Origin of the sequence: Mycobacterium sp. SMC-21 (assembly GCF_045310825.1) — a bacterium.
GTDB lineage: Bacteria > Actinomycetota > Actinomycetes > Mycobacteriales > Mycobacteriaceae > Mycobacterium.
Genome location: NZ_JBJIAO010000009.1, coordinates 168142 through 194653, shown reverse-complemented (window position 1 = coordinate 194653; position 26512 = coordinate 168142). Strand labels below are relative to the sequence as shown.

At 67.2% G+C, this 26512-nt stretch carries 25 protein-coding genes and 1 pseudogene; 12 read left to right on the top strand and 14 right to left on the bottom strand.

All coding sequences use genetic code 11. The features are described 5' to 3' along the window. Both ACJH6H_RS12420 and ACJH6H_RS12415 read left to right on the top strand, forming a co-directional pair. Positions 1-259, top strand: a pseudogene (locus ACJH6H_RS12420) (extradiol dioxygenase); the annotation flags it as partial. A 202-nt stretch (positions 260-461) separates the two neighbouring features. Beyond that, a complete protein-coding gene (locus ACJH6H_RS12415; RefSeq protein WP_406774959.1) occupies positions 462-854 on the top strand; it encodes an Lsr2 family protein in 393 nt (130 codons plus the stop codon). A gap of 6 nt (positions 855-860) precedes the next feature. Here ACJH6H_RS12415 and ACJH6H_RS12410 read toward each other — a convergent pair whose 3' ends face one another. Then, on the bottom strand, positions 861-2057 hold the full coding sequence (locus ACJH6H_RS12410) for a winged helix-turn-helix domain-containing protein (RefSeq protein ID WP_406774958.1): 1197 nt from the start codon (positions 2055-2057) through the stop codon (positions 861-863). Positions 2058-2197: 140 nt separating this feature from the next. On the opposite strand from ACJH6H_RS12410, the gene ACJH6H_RS12405 reads away from it, so the two are divergent. From ACJH6H_RS12405 to ACJH6H_RS12395, 3 genes are read left to right on the top strand one after another with little or no spacing between them, the layout of a single operon-like run. Beyond that, positions 2198-4231 carry a toprim domain-containing protein gene (locus ACJH6H_RS12405; protein ID WP_318984359.1) on the top strand — a complete coding sequence of 678 codons (2034 nt, stop codon included), beginning with the start codon at positions 2198-2200 and terminating at the stop codon, positions 4229-4231. 12 nt (positions 4232-4243) lie between these two features. Next, positions 4244-6385, top strand: coding sequence for a DNA gyrase subunit A (locus ACJH6H_RS12400; RefSeq protein ID WP_406774957.1), 2142 nt, complete (start codon positions 4244-4246; stop codon positions 6383-6385). A 6-nt stretch (positions 6386-6391) separates the two neighbouring features. Beyond that, complete coding sequence (locus tag ACJH6H_RS12395; RefSeq protein ID WP_406774956.1) at positions 6392-7624, top strand: DUF4303 domain-containing protein; 1233 nt, start codon at positions 6392-6394, stop codon at positions 7622-7624. On the opposite strand, the gene ACJH6H_RS12390 is transcribed toward ACJH6H_RS12395, so the two are convergent. Together ACJH6H_RS12390 and ACJH6H_RS12385 are read right to left on the bottom strand one after the other, a co-directional pair. Continuing rightward, a complete protein-coding gene (locus ACJH6H_RS12390; RefSeq protein WP_406774955.1) occupies positions 7612-8070 on the bottom strand; it encodes a dihydrofolate reductase in 459 nt (152 codons plus the stop codon). The two genes, ACJH6H_RS12395 and ACJH6H_RS12390, sit on opposite strands and share 13 nt — an antisense overlap. A 4-nt stretch (positions 8071-8074) precedes the next feature. Beyond that, the gene (locus ACJH6H_RS12385) at positions 8075-8875 is read right to left on the bottom strand and encodes a thymidylate synthase (RefSeq protein WP_406774954.1); all 801 of its coding nucleotides are present in this window, start codon (positions 8873-8875) and stop codon (positions 8075-8077) included. Positions 8876-8917: 42 nt separating this feature from the next. On the opposite strand from ACJH6H_RS12385, the gene ACJH6H_RS12380 reads away from it, so the two are divergent. Both ACJH6H_RS12380 and ACJH6H_RS12375 read left to right on the top strand, forming a co-directional pair. Continuing rightward, positions 8918-9658, top strand: a complete 741-nt coding sequence (locus ACJH6H_RS12380) for a dienelactone hydrolase family protein (protein ID WP_064859427.1) — start codon at positions 8918-8920, stop codon at positions 9656-9658. A gap of 44 nt (positions 9659-9702) precedes the next feature. Further along, positions 9703-10620 carry a CoA ester lyase gene (locus ACJH6H_RS12375; protein ID WP_064859426.1) on the top strand — a complete coding sequence of 306 codons (918 nt, stop codon included), beginning with the start codon at positions 9703-9705 and terminating at the stop codon, positions 10618-10620. Here ACJH6H_RS12375 and ACJH6H_RS12370 read toward each other — a convergent pair. From ACJH6H_RS12370 to ACJH6H_RS12355, 4 genes are read right to left on the bottom strand one after another with little or no spacing between them, the layout of a single operon-like run. Continuing rightward, the gene (locus tag ACJH6H_RS12370) at positions 10614-11093 is read right to left on the bottom strand and encodes a hypothetical protein (RefSeq protein ID WP_064859425.1); all 480 of its coding nucleotides are present in this window, start codon (positions 11091-11093) and stop codon (positions 10614-10616) included. The two genes, ACJH6H_RS12375 and ACJH6H_RS12370, sit on opposite strands and share 7 nt — an antisense overlap. 38 nt (positions 11094-11131) lie before the next feature. Then, complete coding sequence (locus ACJH6H_RS12365) at positions 11132-12796, bottom strand: amino acid permease (RefSeq protein ID WP_064859424.1); 1665 nt, start codon at positions 12794-12796, stop codon at positions 11132-11134. Positions 12797-12830: 34 nt separating this feature from the next. Further along, positions 12831-14081, bottom strand: a complete 1251-nt coding sequence (locus ACJH6H_RS12360) for a D-arabinono-1,4-lactone oxidase (protein WP_064859423.1) — start codon at positions 14079-14081, stop codon at positions 12831-12833. A gap of 19 nt (positions 14082-14100) precedes the next feature. After that, positions 14101-14868: an SDR family NAD(P)-dependent oxidoreductase gene (locus ACJH6H_RS12355; RefSeq protein ID WP_064859422.1), complete on the bottom strand. Its 768-nt coding sequence runs from the start codon at positions 14866-14868 to the stop codon at positions 14101-14103. Between the two features lie 127 nt (positions 14869-14995). On the opposite strand from ACJH6H_RS12355, the gene ACJH6H_RS12350 reads away from it, so the two are divergent. Beyond that, a complete protein-coding gene (locus ACJH6H_RS12350; RefSeq protein WP_064859421.1) occupies positions 14996-15787 on the top strand; it encodes a LuxR C-terminal-related transcriptional regulator in 792 nt (263 codons plus the stop codon). Between the two features lie 12 nt (positions 15788-15799). On the opposite strand, the gene ACJH6H_RS12345 is transcribed toward ACJH6H_RS12350, so the two are convergent. The 3 genes from ACJH6H_RS12345 to dapB are packed head-to-tail and all read right to left on the bottom strand — an operon-like array spanning position 15800 to position 17461. Further along, on the bottom strand, positions 15800-16249 hold the full coding sequence (locus ACJH6H_RS12345) for a flavodoxin family protein (RefSeq protein ID WP_064859420.1): 450 nt from the start codon (positions 16247-16249) through the stop codon (positions 15800-15802). Further along, complete coding sequence (locus ACJH6H_RS12340; RefSeq protein WP_064859419.1) at positions 16246-16716, bottom strand: tetratricopeptide repeat protein; 471 nt, start codon at positions 16714-16716, stop codon at positions 16246-16248. Before ACJH6H_RS12340 ends, ACJH6H_RS12345 begins: the two co-directional genes overlap by 4 nt. 10 nt (positions 16717-16726) lie before the next feature. Further along, positions 16727-17461, bottom strand: coding sequence for a 4-hydroxy-tetrahydrodipicolinate reductase (gene dapB / locus ACJH6H_RS12335; protein ID WP_064859418.1), 735 nt, complete (start codon positions 17459-17461; stop codon positions 16727-16729). A 36-nt stretch (positions 17462-17497) separates the two neighbouring features. On the opposite strand from dapB, the gene ACJH6H_RS12330 reads away from it, so the two are divergent. Continuing rightward, on the top strand, positions 17498-18400 hold the full coding sequence (locus tag ACJH6H_RS12330; protein ID WP_064859417.1) for an NAD(P)-dependent oxidoreductase: 903 nt from the start codon (positions 17498-17500) through the stop codon (positions 18398-18400). Here the strand turns inward: ACJH6H_RS12330 and ACJH6H_RS12325 are convergent. Then, a complete protein-coding gene (locus ACJH6H_RS12325) occupies positions 18397-19323 on the bottom strand; it encodes an SDR family oxidoreductase (protein WP_064859416.1) in 927 nt (308 codons plus the stop codon). The two genes, ACJH6H_RS12330 and ACJH6H_RS12325, sit on opposite strands and share 4 nt — an antisense overlap. A 110-nt stretch (positions 19324-19433) precedes the next feature. Between ACJH6H_RS12325 and ACJH6H_RS12320 the strand changes: the two genes are divergently transcribed. Then, entirely contained in the window at positions 19434-19994 is a 561-nt protein-coding gene (locus ACJH6H_RS12320) for a TetR family transcriptional regulator (RefSeq protein ID WP_064859460.1), read from the top strand. 14 nt (positions 19995-20008) lie between these two features. Here ACJH6H_RS12320 and ACJH6H_RS12315 read toward each other — a convergent pair whose 3' ends face one another. Beyond that, a complete protein-coding gene (locus ACJH6H_RS12315) occupies positions 20009-20533 on the bottom strand; it encodes an Lrp/AsnC family transcriptional regulator (RefSeq protein WP_064859415.1) in 525 nt (174 codons plus the stop codon). Positions 20534-20622: 89 nt separating this feature from the next. Here ACJH6H_RS12315 and ald point away from each other — a divergent pair, with 89 nt between their 5' ends. Together ald and ACJH6H_RS12305 are read left to right on the top strand one after the other, a co-directional pair. Then, positions 20623-21729: an alanine dehydrogenase gene (gene ald / locus ACJH6H_RS12310; RefSeq protein ID WP_406774953.1), complete on the top strand. Its 1107-nt coding sequence runs from the start codon at positions 20623-20625 to the stop codon at positions 21727-21729. 172 nt (positions 21730-21901) lie between these two features. Continuing rightward, positions 21902-22459, top strand: coding sequence for a DUF4334 domain-containing protein (locus ACJH6H_RS12305; protein WP_406774964.1), 558 nt, complete (start codon positions 21902-21904; stop codon positions 22457-22459). Positions 22460-22512: 53 nt separating this feature from the next. Here the strand turns inward: ACJH6H_RS12305 and ACJH6H_RS12300 are convergent, their stop codons facing one another. Further along, positions 22513-23859: a pitrilysin family protein gene (locus ACJH6H_RS12300; RefSeq protein WP_138248935.1), complete on the bottom strand. Its 1347-nt coding sequence runs from the start codon at positions 23857-23859 to the stop codon at positions 22513-22515. Next, positions 23837-26113, bottom strand: coding sequence for a polyribonucleotide nucleotidyltransferase (locus tag ACJH6H_RS12295; protein WP_064859412.1), 2277 nt, complete (start codon positions 26111-26113; stop codon positions 23837-23839). Before ACJH6H_RS12295 ends, ACJH6H_RS12300 begins: the two co-directional genes overlap by 23 nt. Positions 26114-26512 lie beyond the last annotated feature (399 nt).

Below are 26512 nucleotides of genomic sequence, written 5' to 3'. Positions count from 1 at the left end.
CTCATTTTCGAGAGACCTCGACCTCTATCCCGGCAACGACGCGCCAACCACCTCTACACCCTCATCTGTGAAGAGCCCCTTTATGGTCAAGACGCGATCCGCGGTCGAGGGCGTCCATCAGTTCGTCCAGCGGACCGGTGGCGAGGTGTTGCACAGACCACAGCCGTTCCCGCAATATCCGCCGCCCTACTTCGCCATGTTCTGGCTGGATCCGTTCGGCATGATGCTGGAAGTGGTGTGCCACCACGACGCGCAGTGATCGCGTTCGCGCGGGAATGCGCAGTGAATCATATTGGGGCCGTGGGAATTACCCGCCCAATTGAATTCTCGATATTCAGCAGGATTGCCGCGAAAAAGCATTGAGCGGGCGTACCACTACCGGCAATGAAGACTCCGGGGTGCCCTTCTTATTTTTTATCGTTACACTTCCGGCCGAACACCCCCGATAAAGGAGATCATTCGTGGCCGAACGCATTGTCGTCCAACTTGTTGACGATATTAACGGCACTGAAATCACCGACGACACGGGTGAGCGGATTAACTTCTCGGTACGCGGGGTTGATTACCAGATCGATCTTTCTGCTGCGAACGTGGCGAAGTTCGAGAAGGCGCTGGCACCGTATCTGGACGCCGCGACCCGCGTCGGCGGCCGTCGCACCCGGACCCAGAAGGTCGCGGAGCCGAGCACTCGGGCCGCCAAGAGCGGCACGTCGCGCCGCCGCGGCAAGAAGGCCGAGTCCTCGAAGGAACAGCTCGCCGCGATCCGTGAGTGGGCACAGGAGAACGGCTACGACGTCGCCGCCCGCGGCCGCATCAAGGCCGACATCGTCGAGGCGTACCACGCCGCGAACTAGCCGGCGCTAGACCCGCCGTCCCAGCTCGGCGACCAGATCCCCGCGGTCCCCGACCGTCACGTCGCCGACGCCGAGCCACGCCGCCATCGAGCTGAGTTCCGGCACCAGGGCCGCGGCCACCCGCACGCGGTCCTCGCCGTCCTCGGCGAACGCGCCCACGACATGCAGCGCGTCGGCCGTGCGTTTGAGGTCGACGCGCGCCACCAGCCGGCCGTCGAGCAGGAAAGGCCAGACGTAGTAACCGAATTGGCGCTTCGGGGCCGGGGTGTAGATCTCGATCCGGTAGTGGAAGCCGAACAGCCGCTCGACGCGGGGCCGGAAGAAGATCAGCGGGTCGAACGGGCACAACAGTGCGGTGCCCCGGTCCGTACGAGGTACTTTCTGCCCGGCGCGCAGGTAGGCCGCAGCCCCATCGATCGTGACGGGCTCCAGCTCTCCGGACGCCACCAGCGCCGCCAAAGCGGGCTTCACCTGACGGGCGCCCAGCCGGAAGTAGTCGCGGATGTCGGACTCGGTCCCCACGCCCAGCGCCCCGGCCGCCTTGAGCACCAGTTGCCGGACCGCCTCGTCGTCGGAGACCTCCCGGGCCAGCACCTCCGCCGGCAGCACCCGTTCGACCAGGTCATAGTGCCGTGCGAACCCGGCGCGGGTGGCCGTGGTGAGCACGCCAGCCGACCACAGCGCCTCGGCCACCCACTTGGTGTCACTGCGCCCCCACCAGGGCCCTTTCGCGCCACGGGGTTCGGCTTCGAGGTGGGCCTCGATCTGTCCGGCCGTCGACGGCCCGAGTTCGGCGACGGCGGCGACGATCTTCTCGGCCAGCTCACCGTTGCGCTTGACGATCTCGGTGCCCCAGCGCCCGTGGGTGTACTCACGCATCCGCCAGCGCAGCAGCGGCCAGTCCTCCACGGGCAACAACGCCGCTTCGTGCGCCCAATATTCGATGAACTGCCGCGGCGACCGCGCGCTGTGGCTCCACGCCAGCGCGTCGAGCGCGTCGCGATTGTAGGGACCGAGCCTGCTGAACACCGGCGCGTAGTGCGCCCGCACGCAGACCGATACCGAATCCAATTGCAGCACTTGTATTCTGGACATCAAACGCTTCAGGTGTGCCCGGGTTACCGCCCCGGACGGCTTGGGTTCGTGAAAGCCCTGGGCGGCGACGGCGATGCGACGGGCCTGGACCGTGGTGAGTGCTGCCACTGTCACATCGTGGCGCAGACCACCGACAAACTCGCGCATGGATCTGCAAGGTTGTCGGCCGAACCGCCTACCATTCCTGCGGCACACCCTGTATTGGGGCTTCGGTCTCACCCGGCCGGCCCTGACGGAAAGGACCAGCAGTGAGCTACAACGCTGCGGACATCACCGAACTCGACGATGTTCAGCACACCCGCCTGCGACCGGCGGTCAACCTGGGCCTGGATGTGCTCAACACCGCCCTGCGCGAGCTGGTGGACAACGCGGTCGAGGAGGTCGCCGACCCCAGCCACGGCGGCTCCACCGTCACGATCACCCTGCATGCCGACGGCTCGGTCAGCGTCGCCGACGACGGACGCGGCCTTCCCATCGACTCCGACCCCGTGACCGGCAAGAACGGCATCGTCAAGACCCTCGGGACGGCGCGCGCCGGCGGCAAGTTCTCGGCCCACGCCGACGCCAGCAGCACCGGCGCCGGCCTGAACGGCATCGGCGCCGCGGCCGCGGTGTTCATCTCCGCCCGCACCGACGTCACCGTGCGCCGGGCCGGCAAGACCTACCTGCAGAGTTTCGGCCACGGCTACCCCGGCACGTTCGAGGGCAAGGAATTCGACCCGAACGCCGAGTTCACGCGTGCCGACAACCAGAAGCTGCGCGGCGTCGGCAACCGCAAACCCGACGCCCACGGCACGACCGTCCGGATTCTGTTCGACCAGGCCGTGGTGCCGGACGCCAGCGTGGACATCGCCGAGGTCCTGCTGCGCGCGCACGCCGCGGCCCGGATGTGCCCCGGTGTGCACCTGACCGTCGTCGACGAGGGCTGGCCCGGCGAGGAGGTCCCCGCCGCCCTGCTGCAGCCGTTCAACGGCCCCTGGGGCACCGAGGCGCTGCTGGACCTCATGTGCACCTCGGCCGGCACTCCCCTGCCGCCGGTGCGCGCCGTCGTGGAGGGCCGTGGCGAATACACCACCGGGCGCGGGCCCACCCCGTTCCGCTGGTCGATGACCGCCGGACCGGCCGAGCCGACCACCGTGGCCGCGTTCTGCAACACCGTGCGCACCCCGGGCGGCGGATCGCACCTGACCGCGGCCATCAAGGGACTCACGGAGGCACTGGCCGACCGCGCGTCCCGGATCCGCGACCTGGGCCTGGCCAAGGGCGAGGACGGACCCGAACCGCAGGACTTCGCCGCGGTGACCGCGCTGGCCGTCGACACCCGCGCACCGGATGTGGGCTGGGACTCGCAGGCCAAGACCGCGGTCTCGTCGCGCTCGCTGAACGTCGCGATGGCCCCGGATGTGACGCGCAGCGTCAACGTCTGGGCGGCGAATCCCGCCAACAGCGAGACGGTGTCGTTGTGGACGAAGCTGGCGCTGGAGTCGGCCCGCGCGCGCCGCAGCGCCGAGGGCGCCAAGGCACGGTCCCGCGCGGCGTCGAAGGCCAAGGGGCTGGGCACCAACCTGTCGCTGCCGCCGAAGCTGCTGCCCAGCCGCGAGACCGGTCGCGGGTCGGGCGCCGAGCTGTTCCTGTGCGAGGGCGACTCGGCACTGGGCACCATCAAAGCGGCGCGCGACGCCACCTTCCAGGCCGCCTTCCCGCTGAAAGGCAAGCCGCCCAACGTCTATGGCTTCACCGTGAACAAGGCGCGGGTCAAGGACGAGTTCGATTCCATCGAACGCATCCTGGGCTGCGGCGTGCGCGACAACTGCGACCCCGAACAGTGCCGCTATGACCGGATCCTGTTCGCGTCCGACGCCGACCCCGACGGCGGCAACATCAACTCGAGCCTGATCTCGATGTTCCTGGACTTCTACCGCCCGCTCGTCGAGGCCGGCATGGTCTACGTGACACTGCCGCCGCTGTTCGTGGTCAAGGACGGCCAAGAGCGCATCTACTGCCAGGACGAGTCCGAGCGCGACACCGCCGTGGCCGAGCTGAAAGCCCGCTCGAAACGCCGGGTGGAGGTGCAGCGCAACAAGGGTCTCGGTGAGATGGACGCCGACGACTTCTGGAACACCGTGCTGGATCCGCAGCGGCGCACCGTGATTCGCGTGCACCCGGACGACGCGGAGAAGAAGCTGCACCACACCCTGTTCGGCGGGCCGCCCGAGGGCCGGCGCACGTGGATGGCCGAGGTGGCCGCCGTCGTCGACACCCTCGCGCTGGACCTGGACTAGAAAGAGTCAACCGTGACCTCGACCCTGGACGTTCCCGAGCAGAATCCGGACCTGGTCCTCGACCAGAGCGCCGACGACTACTGGAACCACTACCAGCTGACGTTCGCGCTCTACAGCGTCAGCGACCGCGCCATCCCGTCGGCCTTCGACGGCCTCAAGCCGGGCCAGCGCCGGCTGCTGTACCAGATGCACGACTCGAAACTGCTGCCCGGCAACAAGCCACAGAAGTCCTCGAAGGTGTGCTCGGCCGTCACCGGCAACCTGCACCCGCACGGCGGCGCCTCGATGTACGGCGCCGCGGCGCTGATGGCCGCCGAGTTCCAGCGCGTGAAAGTCATTGACGGACAAGGTGCTTTCCCGCGCATCCAGGGCGACATCCCCGCCGCGGACCGGTACACCGAGATGCGGCTGTCGGCTCCCGGTGCGGCACTGACCGCCGAACTCGACGACCACGCGGTACCGATGGTGCCCACGTTCGACGGCGAGTGGATCGAGCCCACGATGCTGCCGGCCCAGTGGCCGGTGCTGCTCTGCAACGGTGCCGTCGGTATCGCCGAAGGCTGGGCCACCAAGGTGCCCGCCCACAATCCGCGCGAGATCATGGCGGCCTGCCGGGCGCTGCTGAAGACGCCGAACATGACCGACGACCGGCTGGCCAAACTCATTCCCGGCCCGGACTGGGGCTGTGGGGCGACGGTGGTCGGCACGGCCGGGCTGCGCGAGTACCTCACCACCGGCCGGGGTGCGCTCACCGTGCGCGGCACCTTGTCGATCGACGGCAAGAACGTCGTCATCACCGAGCTGCCGCCCGGCGTCGCGAGCAACACTGTGCAGGACCGGATTCGGGCGCTCGTCGAGTCCGGTGAGCTGGCCGGTGTGGCCGACATGTCCGACCTGACCGACCGCCGCAACGGGCTGCGGATCGTCGTCACCGCCAAACGCGGCCACGCCGCCGAGACCATCCGCGACCAGCTCCTCGCCCTGACCCCGCTGGAGTCGACGTTCGCCGCCAGCCTGGTCGCGCTCGACGAGGACCGCGTGCCGCGCTGGTGGACGGTGCGCGAGCTGATCGGCGCCTTCCTGCACCTGCGCGACTCCGTCGTCCTGCACCGTAGCCAGTACCGGCTCGAGAAGGTCACTGCCCGTAGGCATCTGGTGGCCGGGTTGATGAAGATCCACCTCGACATCGATGCCGCCGTCGCGGTCATCCGCGGCTCCGACACCGTCGACGACGCCCGCCGCGGGCTGCAGGAACGGTTCAGCATCGACGAGGAACAGGCCAACTACGTGCTGGCACTGCAGCTTCGGCGACTGACCAAGCTCGACGTCATCGAGCTGCAGGCCGAAGCGGACAAGCTGGACGCCGAGTTCGCGGAACTCACCGAGCTGGTGTCGAACCCCGACGCCCGGCGCGTGGTGATCGACAACGAATTGAAAGAGACGGCGAAGCTGTTCGCGGGGCCCGAATTCGACCGCCGCACGGTCCTGGACTTCGAGGGCACCCCGACGGCGTCGAGCTCCGACGACGACGGCCCGCGGGAGAAGAAGGTCAACGCCAACTGGCGGCTTGACGACCGCGGCGTGTTCTCCGACACCCACGGCGACCTGCTCTCCGCCGGGCTGGGCTGGGCGGTGTGGACCGACGGGCGCATCAAGTTCACCAACGGCAACGGCCTGCCGTTCAAGACCCGCGACATCCCGGTGGCCCCGGACATCACCGGGCTGCTGCGCTCGGGTGTGCTGACGCCGGGCTATCACCTGGCACTCGTGACGCGCCGCGGCAAGATTCTGCGCATCGACCCGACGGCGGTGAACCCGCAGGGCGCGGCGGGCAATGGCGTCGCGGGCGTGAAGCTGGCGGGCGACGGCGACGAAGTCATCGCCGCGCTGCCGATCACGTGCGGCAACGGCGAAGCCATCCTGTCGACGTCCGAAAAGGGTTGGAAGGTAACCGAAGTCGCCGACATCCCGGTCAAGGGCCGCGGCGGCGCCGGCGTGGGCTTCCATCCGTTCGTGGGTGGCGAGGACGCGCTGCTGTCGGCGGCGGTCTCCCCCACCGGGTTCGTGCGCAACGGCAAGGCGGTGCGTGCCGAGAAGCGCGCGAAGTCCTCGGTGAAGGGCACGGGTGCCGACGTGGTGCCTGCCGAGGCGTAGGCACCGGTGCAGTTCGACTGGGCGGGATTCGAAACCGACCTGACCGCTGCGGCGGTGACGGCCGTCCGGGCGCTGGTCGGCGCGGCGTCCGGACAACAGCCGTACGCGGTGGCATTCAGCGAGTTCTACGCCGAGACCACGGGCGTCATCTACCTGCCCAATCTGGCGCTGGGCACCGAGGAGTCGGTGCCGGAGCCGTCCTGCCGGTTCAGCCCGCCGGACTGGGAGCACCAGGACTACGAGTGGAGCGACAGCGCCGGCGACTGGGGTGACCGGTTGATCGAGGCGGTGTCGGGTTTGCCGCGCGCACAGTGGGACCAGGCCTGGGAGCGGTTCGCGCAGGCGATGCTGACCATCGCCGCCAGCGTGCGAGCGGTGCTGGTCGCCGACGGCACCCTGCCGGCCGACGTCGTCGTCTACCTCGATGACGAGGACGGCGACCTGCTGGTGCGCTCATTGACGCCCGACGAATTGCGGCGACACTTCCCCGAGTACCTCGCGGCCGACGAAGCCGAGCAGGCGGTGCTGGCGTTGCCGGTCGAACAGCGGGTCGCGGCGCTCGCGGCTGCTGCCGGGCTGGTGCCCGGACCGCCGGGCGACCTGGGTCAGGAACGCGCGCGGACCCTGCTGCTCGATCTCGGCGCCGCCGCGGTGCCGGTCGCCGTCGCGGCCCTCGAACGTCGGGATACCGCCTGGCTCGGCGCCAAGCTGTTGGCCGACCTCGATATCGCATCGGCTGACGTCATCGACGCGCTGTGGGCGGCGGTGCCCCTGCCGGGCCCCGGCCACGACTGGGCGGCCACCGCGTTGGGGCGGCTGGACTGCGGCCCGCAGGTGCTGGAGAGCGACCTGCCCGCGGCCAGCCGCGCGGCCGCCGTCACGGCGCCGTATCGGTCGTTCCGCGATCACGGCCGCAGCCATCGGCCGCTCGACTACGCACTCCTGGCCGCGGGACTGGCCGACCCGGCCATCGCAGCACTGATCGCGCAGGAACTGGCGCCTGGTCAGGGCTACTGCACGCTGGATGCCGCCGACCTTCCCGGCGCCCGGCGGGGACTCGACCACGCCGAGCCGGTGATCCGCCGGCACGCCGTCGTCGTTCTCGGTGAACTGATCGGGCCCATGGGACCCGAAGGTCTGGACCCCGACGACGTCGCGGCACTGAGCGCCCGGATCGCCGACCTGGCCGCCCACGATCCTGACGACGACGTCCGGCGGCTCGCCGGCTACCGCCGATAGGTGCAGAACCGGTAGCGCAGGCCGGTTCTGCTGGTCTGCCACTCGCCGTGCGTGACGGTCCAGGAGTCGTCCAACGTCGGCGCGAATGCGTCACCGTCCGGCACGTCGACATCGATCTCGGTGACCTCGCACAGCGTCGCCGACGGCAGCGCCAGCGCGTACAGTTGCGCCCCGCCCATCACCCAGCCGTCGACCTCGGCGGGCAGCGCCGTGACCACCTCGGCGCCCTCGGCGACATAACCGGCGTCGCGGCTGACCACGACGTTGCGGCGGCCCGGTAGCGGCCGGAAGCGTTCAGGCAGCGACTCCCAGGTGAGCCGGCCCATCACCACCGTGGAGCCCAGCGTCAGCTCCTTGAAACGCGCCATGTCCTCGGGCAGCTGCCACGGAATCTCGTTGTCGCGGCCGATGACGCCGCCGTTGGCCTGGGCCCAGATCAGCTTCACGGCATCAGACCGCAACGGGTGCCTTGATGGCCGGGTGCGGGTCGTAGTTGACGATCGCGATGTCCTCGTACTGGTAATCGAAGATCGAATCACGCGGCGCGAGAACAAGTTCCGGGTACGGCCGGGGCTCGCGGGACAGCTGCAGCCGCACCTGCTCGACGTGGTTGTCGTAGATGTGGCAGTCGCCGCCGGTCCACACGAAGTCGCCCACCTCGAGGCCCGCCTGGGCGGCCATCATGTGCGTCAGCAGCGCGTAGGAGGCGATGTTGAACGGCACGCCGAGAAACAGGTCGGCGCTGCGCTGGTACAGCTGGCAGCTCAGCTTGCCGTCGGCGACGTAGAACTGGAACAGCGCGTGGCACGGCGGCAGTGCCATCTGGGCGATCTCGCCGACGTTCCACGCCGAGACGATGTTGCGCCGGCTGTCGGGGTTGGTCTTCAGCATCTCGAGCGCCGCGCTGATCTGGTCGACGTGCTCGCCCGACGGCGTCGGCCACGACCGCCATTGGACGCCGTACACCGGCCCGAGTTCGCCTGTCTCCGAAGCCCATTCGTCCCAGATCGTGACACCGCGCTCTTGCAGCCACCGGACGTTCGAGTCACCGCGCAGGAACCACAGCAGCTCGTAGATCACCGACTTGGTGTGCACCTTCTTGGTGGTCAGCAGCGGGAACCCGGCGGCCAGGTCGTAGCGCAGCTGATGGCCGAACAGGCTCCGGGTGCCGGTCCCGGTGCGATCAGATTTGGGCGTGCCCTCTTCCAGCACGAGCCGCAGCAGGTCTTCATAGGGAGTCGGCACAGCCACGCTGCCAGCTTACGTTCTGGGCCGAGGAGTAGAACGGAAGCCATGCCTGTGACCAAGGACACCATCACCACCGCCGACGGCATCTGTGCCGTCACCGTCGCCACTCCGGAAGGCACCGGGCCGTGGCCCGCGGTCGTCATGTACCCCGACGCCGGCGGCCCGCGGCAGACCTTCGACGACATGGCTGCGCGACTCGCCGCGCTGGGCTACGTGGTGCTGGTGCCGGACATCTACTACCGCGAGGCGGGCTGGACGCCGTTCGACATGGCCACCGCCTTCTCCGACGAGTCCGAGCGCGGGCGGTTGTTCGGCCTGATGCGCACGGTCACGCAGGACGTCATGGTCACGGACGCGGGCGCCTTCTTCGACTATCTGGCGGCCCGGCCGGATGTCACGGGCGACAAGTTCGGCACCACGGGCTACTGCATGGGCGGACGGACGTCGTTCGTCATCGCCGGCAAGCTGCCCGAGCGCGTCGCCGCGGCCATGTCGTTCCACGGCGGTGGCCTGGTCACCGACACCGACGACAGCCCGCACCTGCGCGCCGACCAGATCAGCGCGGCGGTCTACGTGGGTGCCGCCTCGAACGACGCATCGTTCACCGCCGAGCAGGGTGAGATCCTGGACGGCGCCCTGACCGACGCCGGCGTGGAGCACACCGTCGAGTTCTACCCCGCAGCGCACGGTTTCGCGGTGCCCGACAACGCCGGCGCCTACGACGAGGCCGCGGCGCAGCGGCACTGGGATGCCATGGAGCGGGTGTTCGGCGCGGCGCTGAAGTAACCCCCGGGGCCGGTGTACCTCCCGCGGTGCGGGACGATTGACGGGTGTACGACCAGACCAGCAGCTACGAACCCGACGCCAACGAGCACGGATCCCGACTTGATCCCGTACTCGCACGCAGCTGGCTGCTGGTCAATGGTTCGCAGTTCGACCGGTTCTCGCCGGCGACACGCTCCAGCGCCGACATCGTCATCATCGATATCGAGGACGCGGTAGCGCCCAAGGACAAGGACTCGGCACGGGACAACGCGGCACGCTGGCTCGGTGACGGCAACACCGACTGGGTGCGCGTCAACGGCTTCGGCACCCCGTGGTGGGCCGACGACCTGGAGATGCTGTCGAAGACCTCCGTCGGCGGCATCATGCTGGCGATGGTCGAGTCCGTCGACCACGTCACCGAGACCGCCAAGCGACTCCCCAACGTGCCGATCGTCGCGCTCGTCGAGACGGCGCGCGGACTCGAGCGCATCACCGAGATCGCGTCGGCCAAGGGCACGTTCCGACTGGCCTTCGGAATCGGTGACTTCCGCCGCGACACCGGCTTCGGCGACAACCCCGCGACGCTCGCCTACGCCCGCTCGCGGTTCACCATCGCCGCCAAGGCCGCGCATCTGCCCGGTGCCATCGACGGCCCGACCATCGGGTCCAGCAGCCGCAAGCTCAGCGAGGCCACCGCGGTCTCCACCGAGTTCGGCATGACCGGCAAGATCTGCCTCACGCCCGAGCAGTGCGGGACCGTCAACGAGGGCCTGTCCCCGTCACTGGACGAAATCGCTTGGGCACAGGAGTTTTTCGCGGAGTTCGAGCGCGACGGTGGCGAAATCCGCAACGGTTCGGACCTGCCGCGCATCGCCCGCGCCAACAAGATTCTGGATCTGGCGAAGGCGTATGGAATCCACCCGTCGATGTTCGGTGACGACCCCGACCACGTGTCGGCGCCGTCGGACACCTACCACTACTGAGCGGCGTCCCCGGTCTTCTTCTTGCGGTGCAGCACCGAGGAGAACGCCCGGACGATGCCGCGCAGCGCGTACCAGCCGGACAGCACGGTGAAGACGATCAGCGCGATGAACATCGGCAGCCAGCCGGTGCGGGAGTGCTTGAGGTTCCACCAGATGATGCAGAACAGCACGGCCATGATGAAGACCAGGATGTCGCGCAGGCGGCCCTCGCGGTTGAACGCGTAGCCGATCGCCGTCGACTTGAGCTGACGGCTGCGGTCGACCGCGGCGATGACCTCGTCGATCCGCATGTCGATGGTGCGTTGCAGTTCGGCGCGGCGCTCGGTCTGCTCAACCGGGATGCGGTCCAGCAGGTCCATGTCGGCCTTGATCGCGGCGCGCACGTCCGGCGGCTTCAGGTTGCCCGCGACGGCGCCGAGCAGCGCGCCTCCGGCCAGCGGCGCGGCTCCCAGCGCCAGGTCCGCGATTCCCATGGTCGGCTCCTCACTGATCGACGCAAACGTCAATCACCCTAGCGGGGGCTGACCTCCCGCCGCTTCGAAGCCTCGGTGTCGGCATGTCCCAGATGGTGGTGATGGTCGGGGTGGTGCTCGACCCACTCGGCGCTCAACTCGCTGGCAGAGGACACTCCGGCGGGCAGGTTCACCGTCTCGCGCGGACCCGTGTAGATCTTCTTGACCCACAGCTCCCAGATCAGCCACAGCGCCAGCAGCGTTCCGCCGACGACGAGCGGGGTGTAATTCACGTACTTCCAGGAGAACCCGTCCAGCCACGGCACTCCGCCGGTCGAACTCGGCATCAGTGCGATCAGCGTGGTGATGCCGATCTCGACGACGGCCAGCGGGCACAGCCACCGGTAGTGCCGGCCGATGCTCCACGTGCCGACCTTGAAGTCGTCGCCCTTGCGCCACCGCTGGTAGATCGGGATGGCGAAGGCGAGGTACAGACCGACCACACCGATCGTGACGACGGCGTTGAAGGCGACCGGGACCGGAGCGCCGTTGATGTCGACCCGGACCAGCGCGGGCAGCGTGATGACCACCGCGAGCGCTGCCACGAGCAGAACGCTGTAGACGGGAACACCCCTGCTGGTCAACCGGGTCCAGTAGCGGGCCAACGGCACCGCGCCGTCCCGGCTGAACGCGAACAGCATGCGCGTCGTCGACGTCATACAGGCCATCGCGCAGAACAACTGCCCCACCGTCGAAATGGTCAGCACCAGCCCGAACCACGGCTGCCCCAGCGCCTGCTGCAGCACCGTGACCGAATTGCCTCCGCTCTTTGTCACGGCCGCGGCATCCTGCACCGCGAAAAGCATTGCCAGCAAAAGAATCCAGCCGGCGATTGCCGAGTACGCAATGGCCCGCCAGATACCCTTCGCGGCCGCATCGGACGCCCCGACCGTCTCCTCCGACATGTGACACGACGCGTCGTACCCGGTGATCGTGAACTGCGGCAGGATCATCGACAGCGGCAGCACGATGAAGATGAATCCCATCCCCGAGGTGCTTCCGCCGAAGAAACCGGTGTTGTTGACGCGTTGCAGGAACACGTCGGACACGGTGCCGTGGTGGCCGGGCACAAAAACGAGGATCGCGATGATCGCCGCGACGCCGACGACGTGCCACCAGACGGAGATGCTGTTCATGATGGACAGCAGGTGGCTGGAGAAGATCGACACGATGGTGACCACCACCAGCAGCGCGACGAAGATCAGAAAGACCCGGGTCAGCGAATAGCCTTGCGCCCAAGTGTCGCTGTACGCCGAGATCGTCACGTCGACAAAGGTCGCCGCACCGTACACGACTGCGGCGACGATGCCGAGCAGACCGAGAAAGTCGAGCCACCCGGTGAAGTAACTGGACCGGACGGACCCCAGTTTCGCCGACCAGTAGTACATCCCGCCCGAGGTCGGCATCGCCGAGACCAGTTCACCCATACAGAGGCCGACGACGATGATCAGCAGGCTGACCAGCGGCCAACCCCAGGAGATCGCCATCGGCCCGCCGTTGTTCCAGCCGATGAAGAAGCTGATGAACGGACCGCTGAGGATGGAGATGACAGAGAACGAGATCGCGAAGTTCGAGAATCCCGAGAACGAACGTTTGAGTTCGCTCTTGTAGCCGAGCTCGGCCAGCTTCTCGTCGTCGGTCAGCGCGCGTTCGGTTGTCGACATGTATTACCTGCCAATGGATTTCGAGGGATTGAGATCAGCCGAACAGCGGCGTCAGATGTTCGTTCAGGAAACGCCCCTGCGGGTCCAGCGAGCGGCGGAGCCGGCGGAAGTCCGCGGCCCTCGGATAAAGCCGGGTGACGTCGTCTCCGGTGAGGAAATGCATCTTGCCCCAGTGCGGTCGCGAGCCGTACGACCGCAGGATTTCGTCGACGGCGCGCAGGTAGTCCCAGTAGTCGAGTCCGGGCTGCCCAGAAACCGACACCGTCACGCTGTCCTGCTCGTAGAACGGGCTCATCCAGCCGCCGTCACCGGCGGTGAACCGGTATTCGATGGGGTACAAGGCCTCTGGGAAATCAGTGAGCATCAGGTCTCGAACCGCCCGGACGGCGTCTTTGCCGTGGGCGACCGGCACCGCGTACTCCAGCTCGTGGAAGTTCGGTACGTACGTGATCGGGTAGACGTCCGAGCTGTAAGCGACTTTCTCGAACTCCGTCTCGAACGGCGCCTCGTCGGTGATGTCCATGACCTTCATCTCGCACACGTCCGTGGTACGGCCGGTGGTCGACGTCTCGGCGGTGTCGGGCAGGCAGTAAAGGTGGCGGCTCTGCTCGGTCGGGCACCAGAAGAAGCCGAAATGCCGGTGCTGCGCGGCTAATTCGTCGTGCCGGTCCATGGCCGATTCGAAGTCCTCGCGCCAGATCCGCTCGTGCAGGTTGTAGGCGTCCATCACTTGAAGGGTCAGCTCCGAGATGACCCCGAGCGTGCCGAGCGACACCCGGGAGGCCTCCAGCAGATCAGCGTCCGAGCCGTCGACGGTCAGGATGTTGCCGTCGATTTGCACCAGCTTCATCCCGACGATCGATGACGCCATGTTGCCGAGCTTGGCACCGGTTCCATGCGTCCCCGTGGTGAGCGCGCCGGCGACGGCCTGCGAGTCGATGTCGCCCTGGTTGACCATCGACAGGCCGTTGCGCTTCAGCTCTGCGACCAGTTCATTGATGGTCGTGCCGGCACCGACGGTGACCTGGCGGCGGTCGGGATCCAGATGCCGGACGCCGCGCAGCTGCGACAGGGTGAGGTGCAGACCGTTAGTCAAGGCGACCGGGGTGAACGAGTGACCAGAACCGGCCGCCCGCACGTCCAAGCCGCGCGCCGTGGCGTCGGCCACGAGTGCACACAGCTCGTCTTCACTGGTCGGGGCGCCGGTCTCCTGACGAATGCAGGACTGGTTGCCGACCCAGTTGCGCCAGTGCCGCCGCTCGGGATGAAAGCCGTTGATCTCCATACTGATTCGTCGTTCCGGGTCAGATCGCCGTGTAGCCGTTGTCGACGAACAGGTGGGCACCGTTGACGAAACTCGCATCGTCGCTCAGCAGGAACAGTGCCGCTGAGGCAACCTCCTCCGGCTCGCACATCCGGCCCTGATCGGCCGCAATCGCGGCGTCAGAAACGTCCACGCCGTGCTGGGCGAGCAGACTCAGCTCACGCCGGCCGTGGTCGGTGGCGATGAATCCCGGGCAGACAGCGTTCGAGCGGATGTTCCGATCCCGGAACTCGACGGCGAGGGCGCGGGCGAACATGTGGCAGGCGCCCTTGCTGGTGCAGTAGAGCACCTCCATCGGGGTTCCGACGACACCCGAGATCGATGAGGTGCTGACGATGCTGCCGCCGCCGGCCGCGATCATCCCGGGCAGCACAGCCTTCGTCACCAAGAACATGCCGCGAACGTTGACCGCCATGATGCGGTCCCACTCCTCGACGGACGTCTCCAGGAATGGCGCGGCGGCCAGAATGCCGGCGTGGTTCATCAAGGCGGTGACGGGCCCGAAGTGTTCCTCGACCGCGCTGACGGCTGCGGCCACCTGATCCTGCTGCGAGACATCCGCCGGGCAGAACAGGGCCTCGAACCCCTCCGCGCGGAGCTCGTCGGCGACGGCAGCACCGGCACTTGACGGCACATCGAGGATGCCGACCTTCGCGCCTTCGCGGGCGAACAACCGACTCGCCGCCAATCCGCACCCTCCGGCACCGCCGGTCACCAGTGCGGTTCGTCCTTCGAGTCTGCCTGCCACGCCGGCCTCCTGCCGTCCCGAGCTCACCCACCGTTCGCAGATGAGGTGTGATCCAGGACACTAGGCTTGGTATTCTGCGGCGGTCCATATACCGAAGTGCATAACTTTCGCGCAGGAGGCGGCGCCGGTGAAAAAACCGGAAATCGAGGGGATTTCCCGAATCATTTCCGGCCTCAATAACCCGGAATTCGGGCCTGCCGTCGATACTTTCCTCCGCACCGTTGCACCCTTCGATATGACATGCGTATTCGTGTTTCATCCGCTGTCACCGCCATTGCTGATGCACGACGGATACAGCGCCAGCGTTTCGCGTAACGCCTTGAGTTCGTATTTGAAGGGCGGCTATCTCCTCGACCCGTTCTACGTCGCGTGCACCACCGAGATACCCGACGGCCTCCGGCGCATGTCCGAGATCGCGCCCGACGAGTTCTTCTCTTCCGACTTCGCGGCGTCAGATCAAGTGCATCCGTGCATATCCGACGAATCCGGCACTCTGATCGAGGAGATCGGCTATATCGTCACCCTCGCCGACGGTTGGCGCGCAACGTATTCACTGATGCGTAACCGCACCGCCGAGCGGTTCTCCGAGCGGGAGTTCGAGGCCCTGTCCGACCTGGCTCCCCTGGTGGGCAAGCTGGTTCGGCGGCACGCAGACCTGACGTCGATCATCCCCGCGCCGACTCGTGTGGGTGAAATCGACTCGGTGTTGGAGAAGGCTTTCGCCGACGTGCTGACACCCGCACAATTTCGCGTCGTCAATTTGATTCTCCGCGGCCACAGTAATCAATCCGTAGCCGAGGAACTGCATATTACGGAAGGTACGGCGAAGCTGCACCGGCATAACGCGTATCAACGCCTGGGTATCACCAGCCAGTCGGACCTTTTCCGAATGTTCATCGATTTTCTGAAGAAGAATTGACCGGGTTGCAGGTCAGCCCATCAACGTCGCGGCGACGGTGGCACCCAGGTTCCAGCACGCCTCCAGGTCGGCCTTGCTGGGTTTACCCGAAACCACCACGTAGTCAGACGCTTTCACCCAGCCCAGCCCGGTGGTGATGGCGGTGACGGCCTTCTCGGCGCCCTCGGTGCCCTCGTTGCCGTGCAGCCACAGACCGAACGGCCGGCCACGTGTCGCGTCCAGGCACGGGTAGTAGATCTGGTCGAACGCATGCTTCAAGGCACCCGACATGTACCCCAGATTCGCCGGCGAGCCCAGCAGGTAGCCGTCGGCTTCCAGCACGTCGGCAGCCGAGAGCGTCAGCGCGGGGCGGCGCACGACGTCGACGCCCTCGATCTCGGGGTCGGTTGCTCCGGCGAGCACCGCTTCGAACATCTCCTGACAGTTCGGAGACGGAGTGTGGTGCACGACAAGGAGTTTCATCGGGAAGCTTGCTCCAGCCGGACGGCCTTGCGGATGGTCTCGCGGGCCCGGGTCCGGTCTCCCGCGTAGTCGTACGCGCGGGCCAGCCGGTACCAGCCGCGCCAATCCTCAGGCGCGGCCTCGACCTCATCGCGCACCGACTCGAACAACGCGTCGGCGGCGTCGCGTTCGATGCGGCCCGACGGCCGCTTGGGCAGATCACTGACGTCGAGCTCGACGCCCTCCTCGTGGGCCAGCCGGGCCAGCCGCTGGTGCGCGAAGCCGGCCCGCAGCGTGGCGACCATGGCCCACAGGCCGATCAGCGGCAGCACGAAGATGCCGATGCCCAGCCCGATGGCGGCAGGCTCGCCGGACTTCATCAGGATCACGCCGGAGCGGCCCATGATCCAGAAATAGACCACCAGCGCCACGCACAAAAAGGCCACGACCAGTTGGATGCGCAGCACTTGCGGGCTGGGTTTGGTCATCACCGGCCCGTCACAGCCCCATCAGCTTTTCGATGCCGATGGTCAGCCCTGGGTACTTGGCGACCTCGCGGACACCCAACAGCACGCCCGGCACGAACGACGTGCGGTCGATGCTGTCGTGCCGGATGGTCAGCGTCTCCCCCTGTGTGCCGAACAGCACCTCCTGGTGCGCCACCAGGCCGCGCAGCCGGACCGAGTGCACGGGGATGCCGTCGACTTCCGCGCCACGCGCACCCTCCAGGCCCGTGCTGGTGGCATCGGGGTTGGGCGGCAAGCCTTTTCGCGCCTCGGCGATCAGCTGGGCCGTGCGGGTGGCGGTGCCCGACGGCGCATCGGCCTTCTGCGGGTGGTGCAGCTCGACGACCTCGGCCGACTCGAAGAACGGGGCAGCCAGTTTGGCGAAATGCATCGACAGCACCGCGCCGATGGCGAAGTTCGGGGCGATGAGCACCGCGACGCCCGGCTTGGCGGCCACCCACTCGCGCACCTGGGTCAGGCGCTCCTCGGTGAAGCCCGTGGTCCCGACGACAGCGTGAATGCCGTTCTCGATCAGGAACTTCAGGTTGTTCATCACGACGTCAGGGTGAGTGAAATCGACGACGACCTCGGTGCCGCTCTCAGTGAACAGGCTCAGCTCGTCACCGGCGTCGACACCGACGGTGAACGTCAGATCGTCGGCGGCTTCCACACCGTCGACGATGGTCGCACCGACTTTGCCCTTGGCACCCAGAACTCCGACTCGCATGAGGTCAACCCTAGCGGCCTACCTACTATCAGCCCTATGCGCGGCGCCAAGATCCTCATCACCGGAGTCACCGGCCAGGTGGCCACCCCGATCGCCACTGCCTTGGCGGCCGACAACGAGGTGTGGGGCGTGGCCCGCTTCCACAATCCGCAGGCCCAGCAGAAGCTGGAGCAGGCCGGCGTCCGGTGCGCGGCGGTCAACCTCGCGGTCGGCGACTTCAGAGCGCTGCCAACCGATTTCGACTACGTGGTCAACCTGGCGGTGGCCAAGACCGGCCGGTGGGACAAGGACCTCGCCGCCAACGCCGAGTCGGTAGGGCTGCTGATGGCGCACTGCCGCGAGGCCAAGGCGTTCCTGCACACGTCGTCGGCCGCGGTGTACGACCCGCCCGGCGACGAGCCGCGCTCCGAGTCAGCAGCGCTGGGCGACAACCACAAGCACCTCTTCCCCACGTATTCGATCTCCAAGATCGCCGGCGAGACGGTCGTGCGCACCATGTCCCGCGCGCTGGATCTGCCGGCCACCATCGCCCGGTTCAACGTGCCCTACGGCGACAACGGCGGCTGGCCGTACTACCAGATGGAGATGATCCTCGCGGGCATCCCGATCCCGGTGCCGCCGGGCGGCCCGGCGCAGTACAACCCGATCCATGAAGACGACATCCTGGCGACCCTGCCCAAACTGCTGGATGTGGCGTCGGTCCCCGCCACCACGGTGAACTGGTGCGGCGATCAGACCGTCAGCCTGCAGGAATGGTGCGCCTACATCGGTGAGCTCGTCGGCCGCGAGCCGGTGTTCACCGAGGACCCGAACGCGTTGCGCGGCGGCCCGACCGACACGACCCGCATGCACGAGTTGATCGGCGGCACGTCGGTCGACTGGCGCGACGGCATCCGCCGGCTGGTGACCAAGTTCCACCCGGAGCTCGTCAGCCGCTAGGCCCAGAGCGGTGGCACGTCCCGCAGGTTCTCGAAGTAATGACCGGCCTTGAGGTCCTCGAGCAGGGTCGGATGCACCGGCTCCCAGCCGAGCAGAGCACGGGTCCGAGCACTGGACGTCGGGTTGTCCAGCGCGGCGAAACCCGCCAGGAATCCGAACTGCGCCGGAGCTTCGTCGGCGGGAATCTGTTGCACCGGCACACCCAACCCGTCGCCGATGGCCTGGGCGATGTCGCGGAACGCAATGCCCTCCTCGGCAGCTCCGTGCAACACCGAGCCGGCCGGCGCCGACTCCACGGCCAGCCGGTAGAGCCGTGCGGCGTCGCGGGTGTGCACTGCCGGCCATCGGTTCGAGCCGTCACCCTGATATCCGGATCGTCCTGCGGCACGGGCGAATTGGATGAGGGTGGGGATGAAGCCGTGATAATCGGTATCACCGTGCACCGTCGGGGCGAGCCTGATCACCGATGACCGCACACCGCGGTCAGCCAACGCCAGAGTGGCGAGTTCGGATGCCACCCGCGGGCCCGACCGGTCGACGTCGGCGTCCTCGGTACCGAGCCGGCCCGGCTCTCCGAACGCGAGCATGAGGGTGCCCGAGGTGTTCACGAACGGCTTGCCAGTGCCCGCCAAGGCCTCTCCCATGGCTTCGACTGCCCGCAGGTCCAACCGAAGCGAGTCGGCGTAGTTGGAGAAGTCGTGTTTGAAGGCCAGGTGGATGACGCCGTCGGCGGCAGCGGCCGCGGCGGCCAGATCGTCGGGATCATCGAGCGAACCGCGATGCACCTGGGCGCCTGCTGCGGTGAGAGCACTCGCCGAGGCGTCCGATCTGGCCAGTCCGGTGACCTGATGCCCCGCTTCCAGTAGCTCGCGGACGACGACGGATCCGATGTGCCCGCTGGCGCCGGTGACGAATATGCGCATGATTTGGCCCCTCCGATGATGTCAGTGGATGACATCACCGACCGTACACCTCATGTCAGTCACTGTCATGGTGCGTCGTGGCAGTGACTGACATCGCCTACAATCCGCCCGTGGGCCGATGGGAACCGAACGCGCAGGGCCGCCTGGAACAGGCGGCCCTGGACCTGTACCTGGAGCAGGGCTTCGACGCGACGACGGTCGCCGAGATCGCCGCCCGCGCGGGCCTGACGGAACGCACCTTCTTCCGGCACTTCGCCGACAAACGCGAGGTGCTGTTTCGGGGCCGCGAACTCGCCGACACACTTGAAGCCGCCATCGACGACGCCCCGCCGGCCACCGCGCCACTCGACGCCGTCGCCGGCGCGCTGGAATCACTGTCCGACTTCTTCGCCGACCGTCGCCCACATGCGCGCCGGCGCCAGACCGTGATCGCCGCCAATCCGAGCCTGCAAGAACGCGAACTCATCAAGCTCGCTTCACTGGCGACGACGATCTGCGATGCGTTGCGCCGCCGCGGCGTCGCCGACCTCATGGCCGGTCTGGTCGCCGAGGCCGGTATCGCGGTGTTCAAGGTGGCGTTCGAACACTGGCTCACCGACCCGGCCGAGCGGAGCCTCGCCGAGCACATCCGCGAGGCATTCTCCGAGCTCAGGGCCGCGACCCAATCCTGAACCGCCGCAACCGGTTACAGCGGCGACGCACCACGCAGGTGCTCGAAGATCAGTGACGTCTGGGTGCCTGCCACATCGGCGTCGGCGTTGAGGTGCTCGACCACGAACGCCCGTAGGTGTGGGGTGTCGCGCGCGGCGACGTGCAGGATGAAGTCGTCGGCGCCGGCCAGAAAATAGACGTCCATCACCTGCGGCAGCCGTCGCATGTGGGCGATGAAGTCGCGAATTCGTGCGCGCGCACCGGATTGCAGGCTCACCGAGATCATCGCCTGCAGGCCCAAGCCGATGGCCGCCGGATCGATGTCGGCATGGAAACCGCGGATCACTCCGAGCTGTTGTAGCCGGCGGACCCGGCCGTGGCAGGTCGACGCGGCGATCCCGACGAGCTCCGCCAGCGCGCTGTTGGGCATGCGTGCGTCGGCGTGTAGCGCGGTCACGATCTGCCGGTCGACTTCGTCGAGTTCGACGGGCTGAACATCCTTCGACTGGGAGCCCTCTTGGACCTCGTTTTTCGAAGATCGTTCACGATTAGCGGCCACGTAGAGAATTATAATCACAGATATTGCAGGTCAATCGACGTTTATTCACACTTAGGGCATCACCTGATCCGCCCTGAGGAGAACCCCAGATGCACGTCGGTATCCCGACCGAAATCAAGAACAACGAGTACCGGGTGGCCATCACCCCGGCCGGCGTCGCCGAACTGGTCAAGCACGGCCACGAGGTCCTGATTCAGGCTGGTGCCGGCGAAGGGTCTGCGATCGCGGACAACGACTTCAAGGCCGCCGGAGCACAGATCGTCACCACCGCGGACCAGGTCTGGGCCGAAGCCGATCTGCTGCTCAAGGTCAAGGAGCCCATCGCGGCCGAGTACCACCGCATGCGCAAGGGCCAGACCCTGTTCACCTACCTGCACCTGGCCGCCTCGCGCGAATGCACCGACGCGCTGCTGGCGTCGGGCACCACCTCGATCGCCTACGAAACCGTCCAGACTGCCGACGGCCGCCTGCCCCTGCTCGCCCCGATGAGCGAAGTGGCAGGCCGGCTGTCGGCCCAGGTCGGCGCGTATCACCTGATGCGCAGCCACGGCGGCCGCGGCGTCCTGATGGGTGGCGTGCCCGGCGTTGCCCCCGCCAACGTCGTCGTCATCGGTGGCGGCGTGGCCGGCTTCCACGCGGCACAGATCGCCAGCGGCATGGGCGCGCATGTCACCGTCTTCGACGTCAACCTCGACACGCTGCGCCGGATCGACGCCGAATGGGGCGGCCGGATCCACACCCGATACTCCTCGAGCCTGGACCTGGAAGATGCCGTCAAGCAGGCCGACCTGGTGATCGGCGCGGTGCTGGTCCCCGGCGCCAAGGCGCCCAAGCTCGTGACCAATTCGACTGTGGCCCACATGAAGTCGGGTTCGGTGCTGGTCGACATCGCGATCGACCAGGGCGGCTGCTTCGAGGACTCGAAGCCCACCACGCACGACGACCCGACCTTCGCCGTGCACGACTCGGTCTTCTACTGCGTGGCCAACATGCCGGGCGCCGTGCCGCGCACGTCGACCTACGCCCTGACCAACGCGACGCTGCCGTACGTACTCAAGCTCGCCGACCAGGGTTGGCAGGCGGCGTGCCGCAACGACGCCGCGCTCGCCAAGGGCCTGTCGACGCACGACGGCGAACTGCTGTGCAGCCAGGTCGCCGCGGACCTCGACCTTCCGCTCGGCCGCGTCGCGCTGTAACCCACGAACCCGATACCCATCGCCCGGTCAGCGCAGCGTCGCGCTGGCCGGGCGATGACTTTCACCGGGATTTGTGCACGGTTTTCCGCGCCGAGCGCGGAAAACCGTGCACAAATCACTCGGCGACGAGGCAACCTGTCGTTTTTGACACGTGTCAAGTATCGTCGTGACCATGCTCTTGCAGGAACTGCTGCCCGCCCCTCCGACCACGACGGTCGAAGCCCTCGAGATCTTCGACGCCGCGCCGGCCGTCGAACCCGACTTCATGATCGGTACCTGGCACGGGGCGGAAGTGCCCACCGGGCATCCGATGGACGGGCTGCTGGAAGCCAGCGGCTGGTGGGGCAAGCAGTTCGTCGACGCCGAGACCGTCCACCCGCTGCTGTTTCCCGACGCCTCGGGCGAAACGCTGTGGCCGCTCAACCCGGTTCTGGCATTCTCGGGAGCCGGACTGGCAACCAAGCTGCCACTGCTGCACCGCATTTCGGTTGCCAAGCCCATCGCCGCCCTGCAGCCGCTGTTGCGGGCCCGCTCGGCCAAAGCCCGGTTGCGCACGACGCGCTACCGCGGAGTCGACACCGCGACAATGGTTTACGACCAGCTGCCCATCAACGACGTGTTCCGCAAGCTGTCCGATGACGCGGTCCTGGGCGCCATGGACCTGCGCGGCGAATCCCAGCCGTACTTCTTTGTGTTGCGCCGCGACAACTCGCTTCGGGTCAGCCGCTGAGGTGATTTGTGCACGATAATCCGCGCTGACCGCGGATTATCGTGCACGAATCGCTAGCCGAGGGCGCGCAGTTGCTTCGGCAGTGAGCGCTTGGACTGCGGCCCGAGCACCGCGGCGCCGAAGGGTCGCGTCAGCAGTTCGCGTGCAACGGCATTGACCTCTTCGAGAGTGACGGCGTCGATCGACGCGAGCGTGTCCGAGATCGACTTGTGGTTGCCGTAGTTCAACTCGGCGCGGCCGATGCGGTGCATCCGGGAACCGGAATCCTCCAGCCCCAGCACCAGCCCGCCGCGCATCGAACCCTTGGCGATGCGCAACTCGTCGGCGGTGATGCCTTCGCGCGCAACGTCTTCCAGCACGTCGGTGGTCACGCGGACCACCTCGTCGAAACGGTCCGGCAGGCACGCCGAGTACACCGAGAGCGCACCGGCGTCGGAAAACGTGTCGATCGTGGAGTACACCGAGTAAGCCAGTCCGCGGTTCTCGCGAATCTGCTGGAACAGCCTCGAACTCAGTCCGCCGCCGAGCGCGGTGTTGAGCACCGACAGCGCCCAGCGATGCTCCCAGTTGCGGCCCGGCGTGCGCACGCCGAGGTACATGTGGGCCTGCTCGGAGTCACGCTTGACGAATTGCAGCGTTGGGGTGCCCGGCACCCGGCCGGCCCCCTTACGCGGCGGCACGGGCTTGCGGCCACGGACCAGATGCGGCCGAAAGTGCTTGCGCACCATGGACACAACTTCGTCGTGGTCGATGTTTCCGGCGACCGCGACCACCATCCGGTCCGGGGTGTACCGGCGCACGTGGAACGAGTGCAACTGGTTGCGGGTCATCGACGTGATCGATTCGACGCTGCCGATGACGGGACGTCCCACCGGGTGCGTGCCGAACATGGAGCCGAGGAAGACGTCCGCGAGGGTGTCCTCGGGATCGTCGTCGCGCATGGCGATCTCTTCGAGCACCACGTCACGTTCGAGCTCGACATCGCTTGCGGCACAACGACCGTTGAGCACCACGTCCGATACCAGATCGATGGCCAGCCCGAGGTCGCTGTCCAGCACGTGCGCGTAGTAGCAGGTGTGCTCGCGCGCGGTGAAGGCGTTCAGTTCGCCGCCGACGGCGTCCATCAACTGCGCGATCTCGACAGCGGAGCGCGTCGGCGTCGACTTGAACAGCAGGTGCTCCAGGAAATGCGCGGCGCCGGCGACACTGGGGCCTTCGTCGCGCGAACCGACGTTGACCCACACCCCGACCGAGGCCGAATGCACGTGCGGCAGGTGCTCTGTGACGACCCGCAGCCCGCCTGGGAGATTGGTCTTGCGCACAGCGGCCGGGGCCTCCAGCGATGCTGAAGAACCCCGGCCGTTGCGCAGTGTCGAATTAGGAGTTTGCAGGCGCGGCATCTGCCGGTGCAGTCTCCGATTCGGCGGGAGCGGAGTCGGCAGAAGTCGCCGCAGCGCCTTCTTCGTCCACCAGGATCAGCGAAATCTTCTGACCCTTGCCACGGTTGTCCGCCGAGATGTCCGCGATCTCCACGCGCAGCTTGTCGCCGACGTTGACGACGTCCTCGACCTTCGCGACGCGCTTGCCCTTGCCGAGCTTGGAGATGTGCACCAGACCGTCACGGCCCGGCAGCAGCGAGACGAACGCACCGAAGTCCGTCGTCTTCACCACGGTGCCGAGGAACCGCTCGCCGATCTTGGGCAGCTGCGGGTTGGCGATGGCGTTGATCTTGTCGATCGCCGCCTGCGCCGCCTCGCCGTTCGAGGCGCCGACAAACACGGTGCCGTCGTCCTCGATGGAGATGTTCGCACCGGTCTCCTCGGTGATCTGGTTGATCACCTTGCCCTTGGGCCCGATCACCTCACCGATCTTGTCGACCGGCACCTTGATGGTGGTGATGCGCGGCGCGTACGGGCTCATCTCGTCGGGCTCGTCGATGGCCTCGGCCATGACGTCCAGGATGGTCAGACGCGCGTCCTTGGCCTGGGCCAGGGCACCGGCCAGCACCTTGGACGGGATGCCGTCCAGCTTGGTGTCCAGCTGCAGGGCGGTGACGAAGTCCTTGGTACCGGCGACCTTGAAGTCCATGTCGCCGAAGGCGTCTTCAGCACCGAGGATGTCGGTCAGCGCGACGTAGCGGGTCTCGCCGTCGACCTCGTCGGACACCAGGCCCATGGCGATACCGGCGACGGGGGCCTTCAGCGGCACACCGGCGTTCAGCAGCGCGAGGGTCGAGGCACACACCGAACCCATCGAGGTGGAACCGTTGGAGCCCAACGCTTCCGAGACCTGACGGATGGCGTACGGGAACTCCTCGACGCTCGGCAGCACCGGCATCAGGGCCCGCTCGGCCAGCGCGCCGTGGCCGATTTCGCGGCGCTTGGGCGAACCCACGCGGCCGGTCTCACCGGTCGAGTACGGCGGGAAGTTGTAGTGGTGCATGTAGCGCTTGGTGGTCTCGGGACCGAGCGAGTCGATCTGCTGAGCCATCTTGATCATGTCCAGCGTGGTGACACCCATGATCTGGGTCTCGCCGCGCTCGAACAGCGCGCTGCCGTGCGCCCGCGGGATCACGGCGACCTCGGCGCTCAGGGCGCGGATGTCGGTGATGCCACGGCCGTCGATGCGGAAGTGGTCGGTCAGGATGCGCTGGCGGACGAGCTTCTTGGTCAGCGAGCGGAACGCTGCGCCGATCTCCTTCTCGCGGCCGGCGAAAGTCTCGGCCAACCGGCTGAGCACCTCGACCTTGATCTCGTCGGTGCGCTCTTCGCGCTCCTGCTTGCCGGCGATGGTCAGCGCCTGCGACAGCGCGTCGGTGGCCACCGCGGCGACGGCCTGGAAGGCGTCGTCGGCGTAGTCGGGGAACAGCGGGAACTCGCCGGTCTCCTTGGCAGCGGCTTCGGCCAGCTCGGCCTGGGCGGTGCACAGCGCGGCGATGAACGGCTTGGCGGCCTCCAGGCCCTCGGCCACGACGGCCTCGGTGGGGGCACCGGCGCCACCGGCAACAAGCTCGATGACATTGTCGGTGGCCTCGGCCTCGACCATCATGATGGCGACGTCACCCTCGACCTTGCGGCCGGCGACGACCATGTCGAACACGGCCTTCTCCAGCTGCTCGATGGTCGGGAAGGCGACCCACTGGCCCTCGATCAGCGCGACGCGGACGCCACCGACCGGACCGGAGAACGGCAGACCGGCCAGCTGGGTGGACGCCGATGCGGCGTTGATGGCCACGACGTCGTACAGATCCTTGGGGTCCAGGCTCAGCACGGTGACGACGACCTGAATCTCGTTGCGCAGACCCGAGACGAACGACGGGCGCAGCGGCCGGTCGATCAGGCGGCAGGTCAGGATCGCGTCGGTGGAGGGCCGGCCCTCACGACGGAAGAACGAGCCGGGGATGCGGCCCGCGGCGTACATGCGCTCCTCGACGTCCACCGTCAGGGGGAAGAAGTCGAAGTGGTCCTTGGGGCTCTTGCTGGCCGTGGTGGCCGACAGGAGCATGGTCTCGTCGTCCAGGTAGGCGACGACGGAGCCGGCGGCCTGACGTGCCAGACGGCCGGTCTCGAAGCGGATGGTGCGGGTGCCGTAGCTCCCGTTGTCGATGACGGCGGTCGACTCGAAAATGCCGTCTTCAATTTCAACTGCAGACATGGATGTCGCAATAACCTCTCTGGGCCCGCCCTATGCGGGTTCCGTTTTTTCTGGTTCCTCTTTGTTACAGCTGTCGCATCGTCACACGTGAGCATCCAGAAAACCCGAAAACCATCCCGCTGATTGCTGACGGCCGTCGATCGAAGCGGCCGGGGTCGTGCCCCGGCAGCCACTACCGAAGACCGCCCCACGAGGTTCAGGCGGACGCTGTGTGACGTTCCGACGTCTTGGGCGCTAGGCCCAAAACAAATACATGCTACACCGGGGTGATTTGCCTGATCGGCGCGGTAAACCGACCGGTGTGAGGGCTACGCACGGGAAATCGCGCAAATCTGTACATGACCCTCACACTCGTCGGCGTCCCCCAACGAAAAAACCACCAGTCTGCGTGGCAGACCG